Raw genomic sequence first — 16035 nt, 5'->3', positions numbered from 1 at the left:
TCAAGCATCGGTCTGCACTCCTGAACCATGGTGAGCGGCGGCCTGTTCGGCGTCGCGCTGGCGCTGGCGCTCGCTGCCCTTGAACAGCGTGCGCACCACCACAAAGAAGATCGGCACAAACACCACCGCGAGAATGGTGCCGGTGACCATGCCGCCGATCACGCCGGTACCAATGGCACGCTGGCTGGCCGAGCCTGCGCCGGAGGCCAGTGCCAGAGGCAGCACACCCAGGGTGAATGCCATCGAGGTCATGATGATCGGGCGGAAGCGGATATGAGCGGCTTCGAGCGCCGCCGCAATCGCACTCTTGCCCTGGGCCTGCAGGTCTTTCGCGAACTCGATGATCAGGATCGCGTTCTTCGCCGAGAGACCGATGATCGTGATCAGCCCCACCTGGAAGTACACGTCGTTGGAATAGTTGCGCATCAAGGTGGCGAGCAACACGCCCAGCACACCCAGCGGCACCACCAGAATCACCGAGAGCGGGATGGTCCAGCTTTCGTACAGCGCGGCCAGGCACAGGAACACGGCCAGGATGGCGAATGCGTAGAGGATGATGGCCTGCGAGCCCGCCAGCTTTTCCTCACGCGTCTGCCCGGTCCACTCGTAGCCAATGCCTTGCGGCAGCTGGGCAGCGAGTTTTTCCATTTCGGCGATCGCAGCGCCCGTGCTCGAACCCGGCGCTGCGCTGCCACTGATGCGCATGGACGGGTAGCCGTTGTAGCGCACGGTCTGCATGGGGCCAGTGATCCACTTCGTGCTCGCGAAGGCCGACAACGGAACGGCCTGGGCCTTGTTGTTCACCACGTTCAGGCGCAGCAGATCTTCCGGCTGCATGCGGGCGGGTGCATCGGCCTGCACCACCACGCGCTGCAGGCGCCCGGCGTTGGGGAAGTCGTTCACGTAGCTGGAGCCCAGCGCGGTGCCAATGGCTGCGTTGATCGCATCGAAGCCCACGCCCAGGGCGTTGGCCTTGTCGCGGTCGATGTCGATCTGCAGCTGCGGCGCATCTTCGAGGCCATCGGGCCGCACCTGGGTGATCACCTTGCTTTGCGAGGCCATGCCCAGCAACTGGTTGCGCGCGTTGAGCAGCGCTTGCCGGCCCAGGCCGCCGCGGTCTTGCAGACGGAAGCTGAAGCCTGAGGACGCACCCAGCTCCGGAATGGGCGGCGGGCTCAGCGGATAAATGAACGCATCGCGAATGCCCGAGAGCGCACCGAAGGCGCGACCGGCCACCGCCTCTGCAGAGCTGCCTGGGCCGCTGCGTTCGGCCCAGTCCTTCAGTGTGATGAAAGCGAGCGCCGCGTTCTGGCCCTGCCCCGAGAAGCTGAAGCCCAGCACGCCCACCATGCTCTGTACTTCGGGCTGCTTGAGGATGTAGTCCTCGACCTGCTTCATGACTTCCAGCGTGCGCTCTTGCGTGGCACCCGGAGGCAGCTGCACGTTCACCAGCATCGTGCCCTGGTCCTCACCCGGCAGGAACGACGTGGGCAGGCGCATGTAGACCACCGCCGCCGCCGCCACGATGGCCAGGTAGATGATCAACGTGCGGCCCGCGCGCGGCAGCAGCGCAGCCACGCCGCTTTCGTAGCGCTTGGCGGTGCGGGCAAAACCCCGGTTGAACCAGCCGAAGAAGCCCTTCTTGTCGTGGTTGTGCCCGGCCTCGACTGGCTTGAGCAAGGTGGCGCACAACGCGGGTGTGAGCGACAGCGCCATGAAGGCCGAGAAGGCGATGGACACCCCCATCACCGCCGAGAACTGGCGGTAGATGTTGCCCACCGAGCCCGCAAAGAAGGCCAGCGGCACGAACACCGAGATCAGCACCACCGTCACACCGACAATCGCGCCGGAGATCTGCGTCATGGCCTTGCGCGTGGCTTGCAGGGGCGGCAGGCCCTCCTCGCTCATGATGCGCTCGACGTTCTCCACGACCACGATGGCGTCGTCCACCACGATGCCGATCACCAGCACCATGCCGAACATGGTCAGCACGTTGATGGAGAACCCCATGGCCAACAGCACGGCGAAGGTCCCCAGCAAGGCCACCGGCACGACGATGGTCGGGATGATGGTGTAGCGGAAGTTCTGCAGGAACAGGAACATCACCAGGAACACCAGCAACATGGCTTCGCCCAGCGTCTGCGCCACTTGCTGAATGGAGATCTTCACAAAGCGCGAGCTGTCGTACGGAATCGACCAGCTCATGCCCTTGGGGAAGAAGCGCTCGAGCTCCTGCATCTTCTTGCGCACCGCGTCGGCCGTGGCCAGCGCGTTGCCACTCGGCGAGAGCTGCACGCCAATGCCGGTGGACGGCTTGCCGTTCAGCCGCGCCGAGGTGGCGTAGGCCTGCGCACCCAGCTCGATGCGGGCCACATCCTTGAGGCGCACCGTGGCGCCATCGGCGCTGGCACGCAGCACGATGTTGCCGAACTGCTCAACGCTGCCCAGCTGGCCATTCACGACCACCGTGGCCGCAATGCTCTGGCCGCCCACGTTGGGCAGCGCGCCGATTTCACCGGCCGATACCTGCGCGTTCTGCGCGCGAATGGCGTTGGTGACATCGGCCGAACTCAGGTTGAAGCCGAGCAGCTTGGCCGGGTCGATCCAGATGCGCATGGCGCGCTCGGTACCAAACAGCTGCGCCTGGCCCACGCCGGGCAGGCGCTGCAACTCGGGCACCACGCTGCGCGACGCATAGTCGCCCAGCGCCACCGGATCCCAGGCGGGGTCGTCGCTGGAAAGGATCGCAAACAGCAGGAAGTTGCTGCGCGACTTGTCCACGCGCACGCCCTGCTGCGTCACCGCCGCAGGCAGGCGCGGCGAGGCCCGCGATAGCCGGTTCTGTACGTCCACCTGCGCCAGATCGGCGTTGGTGCCGGTCTCAAAGCTCAGCGTGATGCTGCCGGTGCCGTTCGCCTGCGCGACCGACTCCATGTAGATCAAGCCGGGCGAGCCGTTCATTTCCTGCTCGATCACGGAGAGCACGCTGTCTTCGAGCGTGGCGGCCGACGCACCCGGGTAGGTGGCGTTGATGATGATGGCCGGGGGCGCCACCGGTGGGTACTGCGCAATCGGCAACTGGGTGATGGACACGCCGCCCAGCACCATGATGAAGAGCGCGATCACCCACGCAAAGATGGGCCTGTCGATAAAAAACTTCGCCATGTCGGGCGCTCCTTACTTGGCCGGCGCGGCCGCAGGGGCTGCCGCGGGTGCAGGCGCTGCGCCCGGCGGCTGCCAGGGCACGGCCTTCACGGGCGTGCCCGGCGGCATCATCTGGAGCTTCTGGAAGCCATCGACCATCACCTGCTCGCCGGCCTTCACCCCGTCCAGAATCACCCACTTGCCGTTCTGCTGGCCACCCACCTTCACCTGGCGCGATTCGATCTTGCCGTCGGCACCGACCACAGACACCGTGTCGCCCTGGGCGGATCGCGTCACAGCCTGCTGGGGCAAGGTGATCGCGTTGCTGGCCTTGGCCTGCTCCAGGCGCACACGCACATAGAGGCCAGGCAGCAAAGTGCCTTTGGGGTTGGGCACTTCGGCGCGAAGCGTGACCTGACCGGTGGCGCTGTCCACCGTCAGATCGGAAAACAGCAGACGGCCTGGCTGCTCGTACACACTGCCGTCTTCCATCACCACCTGCACCGCCGCGGCCTGCGCGCCAGCGCCCTTGAGCTGACCACTTTCCATGGCCTTGCGCAGCTGGTACACCTCGGCGGCAGACTGCGTGAAGTTCACATACATCGGATGGATCTGCTGGATCACTGCCAGCTGAGTGGCCTCGCCCTGCCCCACCAGCGCGCCCTCGGTCACCAGCGCACGGCCGATGCGGCCAGAAATCGGCGCCGTCACGCGCGCATAGCCCAGGTTGATATTGGCGGTCTGCACCGCAGCCTTGCCACCGGCCACATCGGCCTCGGCCTGCTTCTGCGCCGCCACGGCACTCGCAAACTCCTGCTGGCTGATGGCGTTTTCCTTCACCAGCGGCGCATAGCGCTCGGCCAATGCGGTGGCTTGTGTGAGGTTGGCCTGCGAGCGCGCCAGGCTTGCCTGTGCGCTCTGCAGCGCGGCGGCATACGGCGAGGCGTCGATGCGAAACAGTGCCTGCCCCGCCTTCACGTCACTGCCTTCGCGGAACAGACGCTCCTGAAGAATGCCGGCGGCGCGCGCGCGGACCTGCGCCACGCGCGAGGCCTCCAGGCGGCCCGGCAGCTCGGTCACGAGGCCGACATCGCCCGGAGCCACCGTGACCACACCGACTTCGGGTGCCGGCATGCCGCCACCGGGGGCAGCGGCCTGGGGCGGCGCAGATTTGCCGCAAGCCGCCAGCACCACCGCGAGTGCGACCACGGACAAACCGCGCATCAGGGGGACAGAGGACATGGGGGAGAAGCGGGAGCGCAAGACGGGCGCAAGCTTGATCGGGCTCAAGGCGGGCATGGGAATCCTTGGGTATGAAGGGGGTGAAGGCGCCGGAGTGGGGTCATAGCCTACCCGGCGGCGCTGCCGCAAAACGGCGAAGTATACATACATCCAAGAATGTATGTATAGTCCACCAGTTACCCAAGGGCTTCCATTCTGGAGACACAACACCATGGTCCGACGCACCAAAGCCGACGCGCTCGCCACGCGACACAGCCTGCTGGATGCTGCCGAGCATTTGTTTCAGGAGCGTGGCGTTTCGCGCACCTCGCTCAACGACATCGCCACCGCCGCCGGCACCACGCGCGGCGCCATCTACTGGCACTTCAAGGACAAGGCAGACCTGTTCAACGCCATGATGGAACGCGTGACCCTGCCCCTGGAGGGCACGCTCGCCTGCACCGCACGCACCGCGGACACCACCGCCAACCCCCTGCTCTCGCTGCGCGAGTCGATGATGAATGCGTTGACGCAAGCCGCCAGCGACGAACAGACCCGCCGGGTGTTCGAGGTGGCCACGCACAAGGTGGAATACGTGAGCGAAATGCAGGCTGTGCGCGACCGCCATCTGCAGGTGCGCAACCAGTGCATTTCCATGACGCAGGAAATCCTGCAACAAGCGGTGCAACGGGAAGGCATTGCCCTGAGCATGCCGGTGGCCACCGCTGCGCTGGGCCTGCATGTGATCATGGACGGGCTGATTCAGAACTGGTTGCTCGAACCCGACGCCTTCGATCTCGTCAAGAGCGGCCGGCTGATCATGGACGGCTATCTCCAGGGACTGGGCTTTGTCGTGCACGCCGAGCGTGCACTGCAACGCCGCACCGGCGCCACCCCCCGAAAACTCGCCGCCGTCTGAGGCCCCAGGCGCTCAGGGTGGCATGCGCTGAGGCGCTTCAGCCGGCGGGGCTGGCAGCGTCCATGCCAGTGGCGAGCCCAGCCCCACCACCGCTCCCACCAGCCAGAACACCGCCCCCACACCCATCAGCACGCCAGCCGAGCCGAACATCAGTGGCATCACGACGCTCGACCCGTTGATGGCCATCGCGCGCAAGCCCAGCGCCTCGCCATGACGGTGGTGCGGGGTCATCTGGTGCAGCGAGCTCATGATCATCGGCTGCACCGAGCCCAGCGCCAGGCCCAGCAACACCGAGAGCGCGCCCATGGCCCAAGCGGCATGCACCAGCGGATACACCGCGAACAGCAGCGCCGTGGCCACCATGGCGCTGCCAATCACCACCGACTCACGCAGGTGCGATGCCATCCACGGCATGAGCACACGAATGGCGGTGGCCGCCAGCGCAAAGGAACCCAGGATGGTGCCGATCACCGTGGCACTCAGCCCACGCTCGTGGCCCAGCACCGGCACCAGGAAGGTGTGCACGTCCCAGCACGAGGACAGCAACCAGTTGACCACCATGAGCTTGCGGAAACCCTTGTCGCGCAGCAGGTTCCACGACGAGCCGCTGTTGTGCCGCAGTTCGGCGGCCACCGGCTCGTGCTCCACCGTTCGCTGCACCCAGAACCAGGCGAGCGACGGCAACAGCGCGAGCAGCAGGAATGCCGCACGGAAGCCGAAGCTGTCGATCATCACCCCGGCCGCAAACGGCCCCAGAAAGTTGGAGATCGACGGCCCGATGGCCATCCAGCTGAACACCTGCTTGAGCTCAAGCGGACCGTGGGCCAGACGGCCCACGTGGCGTTGCAGCGCAATCATGGCCAGGCCCGTGGCAGCGCCACAAGTGAGCGCGGTGAAGCACAACACGGCGAACACAGGAAAGGCCACCGCCAGCGCCGCGCCCACCGTCGCGATACCCACCGAGAGTGCCACCGGCTTCTTCAGCCCGCGCCGGTCGGCATAGCGCCCTGCCGGCAGTGCCATGAACACCGGCGCCAGGGCAAACAAGGCCAGCAACATGCCAACCGCCGCAGGGCTGTAGCCCTCGCGCAGGGCCATGAGCGGAGCGGCCATGCGAAAGCCGGTCATGCACGCATGCAGGCAGATCTGCGCCGCAATCAGGCGCGCCAGGTCGGTTCGCAGCGACGGGTTCAAGCGTCCCCGTTGTCGTGCGGGTCCAGCGGCAAAAAGGCGCTGGCCTGCTCTTGCGGCAAGGCCTCCACCGCCTTGAGCGCACGGCCCATGGCGCGGCTGCGCGTCTCGGCGCTGTCCAGCGTGTTGAGCACGGTCTGCGTCTGGCTCTTGACGCGGGCAAGCACGTCACCGAACTTGCCGAACTCGGTCTTGACGGCACCCAGCACCTGCCACACCTCGCTGGAGCGCTTTTCCAGCGCCAGCGTGCGAAAGCCCATTTGCAGCGAGTTGAGCATGGCCATGAGCGTGGTGGGCCCCGCCAGCGTCACGCGGTACTCGCGCTGCAGCACTTCCATCAGCCCGGGGCGCCGCAGCACTTCAGCGTAGAGGCCCTCGGTGGGCAGAAAGAGGATGGCGAAGTCGGTGGTGTGCGGCGGCTCCAGGTACTTGTCGGCCATCGACTTGGCTTCGAGCCGGATGCGTTGCTCGAGCCCGCGCGCGGCCAGTTCGGCGCCCTCCACGTCCGCGCGCTGCTGCGCGTCGAGCAGGCGCTCGTAGTCTTCGTTCGGGAACTTGGCGTCGATAGGCAGCCAGCACGGCCGACCATCGTCACCACGCCCGGGCAGCTTGATCGCGAAGTCGACCGCGTTGCGGCTGCCTGGCCGCGTGGTCACCTGCGTGGCGTACTGATCGGGTGCAAACACCTGTTCGAGCAGCGCGGAGAGCTGCGCTTCCCCAAACATGCCGCGGGTCTTCACGTTGGTCAGCAGGTGCTTGAGATCGCCGACGCCCTGCGCCAGCGTCTGCATCTCGCCCAGGCCTTTGTGCACCTGCTCCAGCCGGTCCGCCACCTGCTTGAAGCTCTCGCCCAGGCGTGCCTGCAGCGTGCTTTGCAGTTTTTCGTCCACGGTGGCGCGCATCTCGTCGAGCTTGGCGGCGTTGCTCTGCTGCAGCTGCGCCAGCTGCGCGTCCAGTGTGGTGCGGATCTCGGCCAGGCGGCGCGCGTTGCCCTCGCTCATGTCTTGCAGCTGTCGGGTGAGCGTGTCGCCCAGCGTGCCCCGCAGCTGCACGAGCTGCAACGCGAAAGCGTCGAGCTGCGCGTTTTGGGTGCGTGTGGCTTCAGCTTCCTGGCGCGACAGCGTCTCCTGGAAGGTGGCCAGCGTCTGCTGCATTTCCTGGCGCCCCCCGCGCGATTGCTCGCTGATCTCACGGCGCAGTTCGCTCTCCACCCGCTCCAGGCGTTGACCGGTTTGCTGCCCCTGTTGCTGGAGCAGGTCGAGCACGCGTTCCCGGTGCACCAGCTCCTGCGCATCGACCGGCGCGCGACGCAACACCAGCCACAGCCCCAGTGCCAGGTTCAGGACCAGCAGGGCCAGCAACAGCCAGAGCACAAGGTCGGTCGTCATCGAGTGGCGTTCAACGCTTGCCAGCGACTTCAGGGTTGAGCGGGGTGACCGTCTTGCCCTGCGTGAGGTAGGCGATCACGTTGTCGGCCGCCAGGTGCGCCATGGCTTTGCGGGTGGCAATGGTGGCACTCGCAATGTGCGGCGTGAGCACCACGTTGGGCACCGTCAGCAAGTCCGGGTGCACCTTGGGTTCGCCCTCGAACACGTCCAGCCCGGCCGCAGCAATGCGCTTGTCGCGCAGCGCCGCCGCCAAAGCGGCGTCGTCCACGATGCCACCGCGTGCGATGTTGACCAGCGTGGCGGTGGGTTTCATCTGGGCCAGCTCAGCTGCGCCGATGGCGTGGTGAGACTCCGCGCTGTAGGGCAGAACGAGCACCAGGTGGTCTGCTGTGCGCAGCAGCTCCGCCTTGTCCACGTAGCGCGCCTTGCAGTCGGCTTCGGTCTGGGCGTCCAGGCGGGAGCGGTTGTTGTAGATCACCTTCATGCCGAAGCCATGCGCTCCCCGCCGCGCGATCGCCTGACCGATGCGGCCCATGCCCAGGATGCCCAGGGTGCTCCCGTTGACCTCGGCGCCCGCAAACATGTCCAGCGCCCAACGGTTCCACTGGCCTGCGCGCAGGAAATGCTCGCTCTCCGTTAGACGGCGCGCCGTGGCCAGCAGCAGGGCAAAGCCGAAGTCGGCCGTCGTCTCGGTGAGCACGTCGGGGGTGTTGCTGGCGAGCACGCCAGCGGCGGTGATCGCCGGCAGGTCGAAGTTGTTGTATCCCACCGCGATGTTGGCCACGATCTTGAGTTGCGGACAGGCCGCGATCAGCGCGGCGTCCACCCGCTCGCTGCCCGTGGTGATCACGCCAGCCTTGCCCTGCAGGCGCTCGGCCAGTTGCGAGGGCGTCAAGGGCTTGTCTTCGTCGTTCGTGTCGACATCAAAGTGCTCGCGCAGCTTGGCCACGACTTCGGGGAACACGTTGCGGGCAATGAGGATGGAGGGACGGGTGCTCATGGGTGGGGCTTTCCTTCAGTGTCAGACGAACCAGATCCAGGTCATCAGCGCGAACAGCGGCAAGAGGATGCCGACCGACCAGAGCATGTAACCGAAGAAGCTGGGCATGCGAACGCCACGGTCTTCGGCAATCGCCTTGACCATCAGGTTGGGCGCGTTGCCGATGTAGGTGTTGGCACCCATGAACACCGCGCCGGCAGAAATGGCCACCAGAATGGGCGCCATGGCGGTCATGAGCACCTTCGGATCACCGCCGGCGGTGTTGAAAAACACCAGGTAGGTGGGCGCGTTGTCGAGGAACGAGCTCAGCAGGCCTGTGGCCCAGAAGTACATGGCCGGGTTGGGGGAGCCATCGGCATTGGTGACCGCGCGCACCACTGCGCCAAACGGGCCGTTCACGCCCGCCTTGAGCATGGCGATCACGGGAATGATGGTGAGAAAGATGGCGGCGAAGAGCTTGGCCACTTCCAGCATCGGCCCCCAGTTGAACTGGTTGCTCTCGTGCACGCTGGACGGCGTCAGCTTGAGCGACACCAGTGTGACGATGATCAGGCCGACGTCTCGCAGCAGGCCGGGAAGTCCCACTTCAGTGCCTGCAATGTTGAACACCACCGAGGATTTCCAAAGGCCGCTCATCAACACCAGCACGACCACCACGCCCAGCAAGGCGAAGTTGAAGCTCCCGTCAAAGCCCAGACGCTGGGTGTCCGGCGTCGGATCCATGGGCGCGATCTCCTCGCGACGGTGGTAGTACCACCAGTCAATTGCATAGAACAGCACGAGCAACGCGCCGATCAGGAAAAGCGCCTGACCCCAGAGATGTGTCACCGTCCAGAAAAAGTCCACACCCTTGAGGAACCCGAGAAACAGCGGGGGATCGCCCAGTGGTGTGAGCGAGCCACCCGCGTTGGAGACGATGAAGATAAAAAACACCACCACATGCACCTGGTGCTTGCGGTTGTCGTTGGCGCGGATCAGCGGGCGGATCAGCAGCATGGAGGCGCCGGTGGTGCCCATGAAGCTCGCGAGCACCGCGCCGATGGCGAGCAAGCCCGTGTTGAGGCCCGGGCTTCCGTGCAGGTTGCCGCGCACAAAGATGCCACCCGCCACCGCAAACAGCGCGGTCAGCAAAACAATGAATGGAATGTATTCCGCCAGCAGCGCATGCACGACGCTGGCGCCTGTGACCGCGGGCCCGACCACCACCGCGAAGGGCACGAGGAACGCGAGCGCCCAGGCCGCCGACACCTTGCCGAAGTGGTGGTGCCAGAAGGTCGGGGCCAGCAACGGCATCAACGCAATGGAGAGCAGCACGCCAGCAAACGGCACGCCCCACAGAAGGGAGAGCTGGCTGCCGTCCAGATCGGCCGCGCGCGCCAACCCGGGCAGCAGCAAGGCGGCCAGCGCCACCCAGGGCGCGAATCGGTGTTTCATCTTGGTCTCCAGAGGTGTTCGCGAACACCGGCTGACGCCAGCGATCCAGCGTCAGCATCCTTTTTGTTTGATTTTTCAGACGGCCAGCAGGTCCACTTCGAACAGCAGCGTGGCGTTGGGCGGAATCACACCACCCGCCCCGCGCGCACCGTAGCCCAGGGCGGCCGGGATCACCAGGCGACGCGTGCCACCCACGGCCATGCCCTGCACACCTTCGTCCCAGCCCTTGATGACATGACCGGCGCCCAACGGGAATTCAAAAGGCTGGCCACGGTCCTTGCTCGAGTCGAACTTGGAACCCTGCACGCCGTCGTTGTAGAGCCATCCGGTGTAGTGCACCTGCACAGGACGACCGGCCTTGGCCACTTCGCCTTGGCCAACCACGGTGTCTTCGTACTGCAGGCCGCTGGGGGTGGTGATCATGTTGTGTCCTTGAAAATGTTGAAAACGGAACCACCGATTATTCCAGCCAGCGGGTGAAGTTCTCCACGCTCTCGCGTGGCGTGTGGAAGCCGTTGACAGGATCGGAGGGATCGGCATAACCCAGTGCCATGCCGCACACCAGCATCTCCTCGGCGCCCGCACCGATGTGCGGCAGGATGATTTTTGCGAAACCGTTCCAGGCGGCCTGAGGGCAGGTGTGCAAACCATGGCCACGGGCGGCAATCATGAGCGTCTGCAGGAACATGCCGTAGTCCACCAGCGAGCCCCTGCCCATGACCCGATCCACGGTAAACATGAGGCCGACAGGCGCATCGAAGAGCCGGAAGTTGCGCTGGTGCTGCGCGTGCATCTTGTCCTTGTCGCCTTTGGTGATGCCCAGCAGGCCATAAAGACTCCAGCCGTTTTCACGGCGGCGGTCAATATAGGGGCTGACCCACTTCTCGGGGTAGTAGTCGTACTCTTCGCGGTACTCCGAAGCCAGGGTGGGGTCGGCCCGCAAAGCGTCGTGCGCCGCACAGACCTTCTGAACCAGCCCATCGCGACTTTCTCCCTGCAACACATACACCTTCCAGGGCTGCGTGTTGGTGCCCGAAGGGGATCGACTGGCCAGGCTGAGCAACGCTTCGATCGTGGCACGGGGCACCGGGTCGGGCAGAAAGGCACGGGCCGACATGCGGCTGCGAATGGCCGCGTCCACGCTGGCGGCATCAATCACTGTCGAAGTGGGGTTCAGACTCATCGCAAGGTCTCCAGGGTTTTTTTGAGGTTGTCAGGCAGGGGAACGGGGCGCCGCGTGTGCCTGTCAACGTACACGTGCACGAAGTGACCGCAGGCAGCGGCACGATCTTCACCGTCCGCAAACAGGCCGACTTCGTAGCGCACGCTCGAGCTGCCGAGGTGTGCCACCCGCAAACCCGCCCACACGGTCTGCGGAAAAGCCAGCGGGGCAAAGTAGTTGCACTGCGTTTCAATCACCAGCCCGATCACCGGGCCCGTGTGAATATCGAGGGCACCTTGTTCGATGAGGTGCGCATTGACTGCTGTATCGAACCAGCTGTAGTACACCACGTTGTTGACGTGTCCGTAGACATCGTTGTCGCCCCAGCGCGTACCTATCGGGCGGAACACCCGGTAAGCGCTGCGCGGCAATGCTTGCGGACGAGAAGGCGGGCTTGAGCTCATGCGGCGGCATTGTGCCAGTGGGTCGCCGCGCTCACGCCGTGGGCGGTGGACGGGCGCGAGGCCCAGCGCCCTGCGTAGTCCAGCGCCGTGCGGTAGGTGTTCATCTGCACCTGCACCGTGGCCTCCAGGTCATGGCCATAGCCACCGCCCATCGCGAACGCCAGCGGCACGCGGCGCGACCAGGCCCAATCCATCACGCGGCGGTCTCGGGCTTCGAGACCATCGAAGCTGAGTTTCAAGCGCCCCAGCCGATCGCCCTCGTGGGGATCGGCGCCAGCCAGGTACAACACCAGATCGGGCTCGAAGCGGCGCTCAAGCTCGCCCAATGCCCGCTCCAGGGCTTCCAGGTAGTCCACATCGCCGCAACCGTCGGGCAGCTCAACGTCCAGGTCGCTCGGTTCTTTGCGGAAAGGGAAGTTCTTCGCCCCATGCATCGACAGCGTGAACACCGAGCCGTCGTTGGCAAAGATCGACGCCGTGCCGTTGCCCTGGTGGACGTCCAGATCGATGATGGCGACCCGAAGCGGCCCGCGTGCGCGGTGACCGCGGGCATGTTCAGCCTGCATCAGCCGTGCGGCCACGGCGAAGTCATTGAACACACAGAAACCACTGCCCTTGTCGGCGTAGGCATGGTGCGTGCCGCCGGCCAGATTGGCAGCCAGCCCGCCGCCTGCCATCGCGCTGCGGCAGGCCTGCAGGGTGGCGCCCACAGACCGATGAGCGCGCTCTGCCATGGCGGGGCTCCACGGAAAACCGATCTCGCGCTGGGCGGCTGCGGTCAGCGTGCCCGATGCGACCGCTTCGATGTAGGCCGGGGAATGCACCAAGGCCAGTTCGCCGCGGCTCGCGGGCAGCGCCTCCTGCAACTGCACACCCGGCATTTCCAACGACAGCCGCTCGCGCAGACGCGCGTACTTGGCCATGGGGAAGCGGTGGCCGCTGGGTAGAGGCAAAACGAAATGATCGGCGTAGAAGGCAAACACGTGAGGCCACCGCAAGGACCATGAAGCGCGCTCATTGTGTGCGGATGTTCAATCCGCAGCGCGGGCGGCAACTTTTAGGAGATCGCCCCTAGAATGTTGCAGCGCAGCAAAAAAGAGTTGCAAGCCCTCGGGTAATCCCTATAATTCGATCCATGTTGCAGCGCAGCAAAGCGAACGAAAACAACAGCGTCCAGACAGCGCGGTGTTCTCAGCAGCCTTCAACTAAGCCCTGTTTTTTTACAAGTTTAGGAGTATGAATATGTTGACCGCCGAACAATTGATTGCCGCCCAGAAAGCCAACATCGAAACGATTTTTGGCCTGACCCAGAAAGCCTTCGAAGGCGTGGAAAAGCTGGTCGAACTCAACGTGCAAGCCACCAAGGCCGCCCTGTCCGAGTCCGCCAACAGCACCCAGGCCCTGCTGAGCGTCAAAGACGCCCAGGAACTGCTGGCCCTGCAAGCCAACCTGATGCAGCCCCTGGCCGAAAAGACCGTGGCTTACAGCCGCCACCTGTACGACATCGCTTCGGGCACCACCGCTGAGTTCGGCAAGGCAGCTGAAGCCCAGGCCAGCGATACCCAGAAGAAGTTTCTGGCCGTTGTGGACAATGCTTCCAAGAACGCACCTGCCGGCTCTGAAACCGCCGTCGCCGTGATGAAGAGCGCCGTGTCTGCCGCCAACAACGCCATGGAATCGGTGCAGAAGGCTGTCAAGCAAGCCACCGAAATGGCCGAAGCCAACTTCAACACCGTGACCGCCTCTGCCGTGAACGCCACGAAGACGGCTGCCAAGAAGCGCTGAACATCACCGCGATCGTGCCGTTGATCGGCCCGCTGGACACGTGTCAAGCCGGCCAAACTAGTATCAATTCACGACGCGCTTGACCCACACAAAGGCAGCGCTTGATTTTCAGGTCTGTTTTTCTGGTTGTCTCCTCGGGTCCTTTTCGAAATTCGGTTTCATCGGACCCCTTAAGCCCTCACTGCAAAGTGGGGGCTTTTTTTATGGCCGCCCCACCAGGGGCAAGCGGCGGGCAAGCTGGGTCCGCAACTGCGGAAGGGCTGCCTGCATCGCGGCCCTGCCCGCCTCGATGGCACGTTGGCGTGCCGTGAAATCCGCACTGCCGACCCCGGCGAGTGCTGGCCGCAACACCACATCTGCACCCGCCAGCTCATGGCGATTGATGCTCTGACCCATGATTGCAAAGGTCTGCAGCAACACCTGCACGCTGCCCACCGAACTGTTGCCTTCGGGTGCACTCGAAATATCCACCGCGAGAACCACCTCAGCGCCCATGTCGCGGGCGTAGCGCACCGGCACCGGAGCAACCAGCCCGCCATCCACATAGTCCCGGCCAGCGATATGGACCGGCGCGAACACGCCCGGCACGGCACTGGATGCGCGCACGGCCTGAGCCGCATCACCACGGCGAAACAGCACGCCCTGCCCGCTGGCGAGGTCGGTGGCCAGCACGCCCAGTGGCATCTGCATGTTTTCGAGCAGCTTTCCGCCCACCGCCTGGCGCACATAGCGGGTCAGTGCCTCGCCACGCAACATGCCACGCCCCATGATGGGCAGCGACCAGTCGGTGAGCGTCGCCTCTTCCATCGCCAAAGCGGCCGCCTCCAGTTCTGCAGCGCTTTTGCCGCTGGCGTACATGGCGGCGACCATGCTGCCCGCAGAGGTGCCCACCACCAGATCGGGCCGGATGCCGTTCTGCTCCAGCACCTGAATCACGCCCACATGCGCAAAACCCCGGGCGGCGCCGCCACCCAGCGCCAAGCCCAGACGAGGCGCCCGGGTGGGCACCTCTGGCACGGGCTGGGAAGGCACGACGACGGGCGCATCAGGCGGTTTGGGCGGCCCGCTTGCACATCCCGCCAGCAGCAGGAGCAATACCCAGATCCACCGGGTCGGGTTTTTATTAAGAACGATTCGCGTTTGTGATAGCATCATCACAGAATTATCTCCTTGACGATTCGCCACCCACTTTTCAAGGCGCGCGACCTGTCTGCGCCGCCACCCGCACAACAACCGAAGGACCGCGTGATGACCCGATTCCCCACCCTGGCTGTGATGGCCGTTGCCGTCACCGCGACGCTGAGCATTCAGTCCACCGCCCTGGCCCAGGACAAAGTCCTGAATCTTTACTCGGCCCGGCACTACCAGACCGACGAGGTGATGTACGACACCTTCACCCGCACCACGGGCATCAAGATCAACCGTGTGGACGCAGACGACGCCGGCATCATTGCGCGCCTGCGCGCCGAAGGCGCGGCATCACCGGCTGACGTGATCATGCTGGTCGATGCCGCCCGTCTGGCGGTGGCCGACACGCAGGGCCTGTTCCAGCCGATCAAATCCGCCAAGCTGGATGCGGCCATTCCGGCCAACCTGCGCGCCACGGCCACGCCTGACGGTGTGACCTGGACCGGCTTTTCCACCCGCGCACGCGTGATCGTGTATGACCCGTCCCGCGTCAAAGCCGAAGACGTGGCGACCTACGAACAACTCGCCGACCCCAAGCTCAAGGGCATGGTGTGCACGCGTTCGGGCTCGCACCCGTACAACCTGTCGCTGTTCTCTACCGTGGTCGAGCGGCTCGGCGACCAGAAGGGCGAGGCCTGGCTCAAAGGTGTGGTCGACAACATGGCTCGCGCGCCCAAAGGTGGCGACACGGATCAGATCAAAGGCGTGGCATCGGGTGAATGCGGTGTGGCCCTGACCAACACCTATTACCTCGCGCGCATGATCAAGTCGACCAAGGCCGAAGACAAGGCCGTGGTGGACAAGGTGCGCGTGGTGTTCCCCAACCAGGGCACGACCGGCACGCACGTCAACATCGCTGGCGCCGGCGTCGCCAAGTACGCCAAGAACCGCGACAACGCGATCCAGTTCATGGAGTTCCTCTCCAGCCCCTTCGCCCAGGACTACTTTGCCAACGGCAACAACGAGTTCCCCACGGTCAAGGGCTTGAAGATCGACAACCCCGCCATCAAGGCCATGGGTGGCGACAACTTCAAGGCGGAAAACGTGCCGCTGGGTGTGGTGGCGAAGAACATGACGAAGGTCCAGCAGATGCTCGACCGGGTCGGGTACAAGTAAGAGCGCAGCGACACCCCACTCAA

At 64.9% G+C, this 16035-nt stretch carries 14 protein-coding genes; 3 read left to right on the top strand and 11 right to left on the bottom strand.

What is annotated here, in order from left to right; all coding sequences use genetic code 11:
• Complete coding sequence (locus KXJ60_RS11190) at window positions 1-3165, bottom strand: efflux RND transporter permease subunit (protein WP_291127213.1); 3165 nt, start codon at window positions 3163-3165, stop codon at window positions 1-3.
• 12 nt (window positions 3166-3177) lie between these two features.
• The gene (locus tag KXJ60_RS11185; protein WP_291127212.1) at window positions 3178-4386 is read right to left on the bottom strand and encodes an efflux RND transporter periplasmic adaptor subunit; all 1209 of its coding nucleotides are present in this window, start codon (window positions 4384-4386) and stop codon (window positions 3178-3180) included.
• A gap of 211 nt (window positions 4387-4597) precedes the next feature.
• Here KXJ60_RS11185 and KXJ60_RS11180 point away from each other — a divergent pair, with 211 nt between their 5' ends.
• On the top strand, window positions 4598-5284 hold the full coding sequence (locus KXJ60_RS11180; RefSeq protein ID WP_291127210.1) for a TetR family transcriptional regulator: 687 nt from the start codon (window positions 4598-4600) through the stop codon (window positions 5282-5284).
• Between the two features lie 12 nt (window positions 5285-5296).
• Here KXJ60_RS11180 and KXJ60_RS11175 read toward each other — a convergent pair whose 3' ends face one another.
• The 8 genes from KXJ60_RS11175 to KXJ60_RS11140 all read right to left on the bottom strand — a co-directional run bounded on the left by KXJ60_RS11175 (window position 5297) and on the right by KXJ60_RS11140 (window position 12906).
• Entirely contained in the window at window positions 5297-6466 is a 1170-nt protein-coding gene (locus KXJ60_RS11175) for an MFS transporter (RefSeq protein WP_291127488.1), read from the bottom strand.
• Window positions 6467-6474: 8 nt separating this feature from the next.
• Window positions 6475-7863 (bottom strand): DNA recombination protein RmuC, encoded by a 1389-nt coding sequence (gene rmuC / locus KXJ60_RS11170; RefSeq protein ID WP_291127209.1) that lies wholly within the window; start codon window positions 7861-7863, stop codon window positions 6475-6477.
• 10 nt (window positions 7864-7873) lie between these two features.
• Window positions 7874-8863 (bottom strand): D-glycerate dehydrogenase, encoded by a 990-nt coding sequence (locus tag KXJ60_RS11165; protein WP_291127207.1) that lies wholly within the window; start codon window positions 8861-8863, stop codon window positions 7874-7876.
• Between the two features lie 21 nt (window positions 8864-8884).
• Window positions 8885-10297 carry a sodium:proton antiporter gene (locus tag KXJ60_RS11160; protein ID WP_291127206.1) on the bottom strand — a complete coding sequence of 471 codons (1413 nt, stop codon included), beginning with the start codon at window positions 10295-10297 and terminating at the stop codon, window positions 8885-8887.
• Window positions 10298-10372: 75 nt separating this feature from the next.
• Window positions 10373-10720, bottom strand: a complete 348-nt coding sequence (locus tag KXJ60_RS11155) for an FKBP-type peptidyl-prolyl cis-trans isomerase (RefSeq protein ID WP_291127204.1) — start codon at window positions 10718-10720, stop codon at window positions 10373-10375.
• A gap of 37 nt (window positions 10721-10757) precedes the next feature.
• Window positions 10758-11480 (bottom strand): nitroreductase, encoded by a 723-nt coding sequence (locus KXJ60_RS11150; RefSeq protein WP_291127202.1) that lies wholly within the window; start codon window positions 11478-11480, stop codon window positions 10758-10760.
• Window positions 11477-11923, bottom strand: coding sequence for a thioesterase family protein (locus tag KXJ60_RS11145; protein ID WP_291127200.1), 447 nt, complete (start codon window positions 11921-11923; stop codon window positions 11477-11479). The genes KXJ60_RS11150 and KXJ60_RS11145 overlap by 4 nt, the downstream gene beginning before the upstream one ends.
• Window positions 11920-12906: a histone deacetylase gene (locus KXJ60_RS11140; RefSeq protein ID WP_291127198.1), complete on the bottom strand. Its 987-nt coding sequence runs from the start codon at window positions 12904-12906 to the stop codon at window positions 11920-11922. The genes KXJ60_RS11145 and KXJ60_RS11140 overlap by 4 nt, the downstream gene beginning before the upstream one ends.
• A 259-nt stretch (window positions 12907-13165) precedes the next feature.
• On the opposite strand from KXJ60_RS11140, the gene KXJ60_RS11135 reads away from it, so the two are divergent.
• The gene (locus tag KXJ60_RS11135; RefSeq protein ID WP_291127197.1) at window positions 13166-13708 is read left to right on the top strand and encodes a phasin family protein; all 543 of its coding nucleotides are present in this window, start codon (window positions 13166-13168) and stop codon (window positions 13706-13708) included.
• A gap of 201 nt (window positions 13709-13909) precedes the next feature.
• On the opposite strand, the gene KXJ60_RS11130 is transcribed toward KXJ60_RS11135, so the two are convergent.
• Entirely contained in the window at window positions 13910-14740 is an 831-nt protein-coding gene (locus KXJ60_RS11130; protein ID WP_291127196.1) for a patatin-like phospholipase family protein, read from the bottom strand.
• Window positions 14741-14983: 243 nt separating this feature from the next.
• Here KXJ60_RS11130 and KXJ60_RS11125 point away from each other — a divergent pair, with 243 nt between their 5' ends.
• On the top strand, window positions 14984-16012 hold the full coding sequence (locus KXJ60_RS11125) for an extracellular solute-binding protein (protein ID WP_291127486.1): 1029 nt from the start codon (window positions 14984-14986) through the stop codon (window positions 16010-16012).
• Window positions 16013-16035 lie beyond the last annotated feature (23 nt).

Source organism: Hydrogenophaga sp. (genome assembly GCF_019264445.1).
GTDB lineage: Bacteria > Pseudomonadota > Gammaproteobacteria > Burkholderiales > Burkholderiaceae_C > Hydrogenophaga.
Note: the sequence above shows the minus strand (reverse complement) of the source record. Positions and strands in the feature narration are given on the sequence as shown.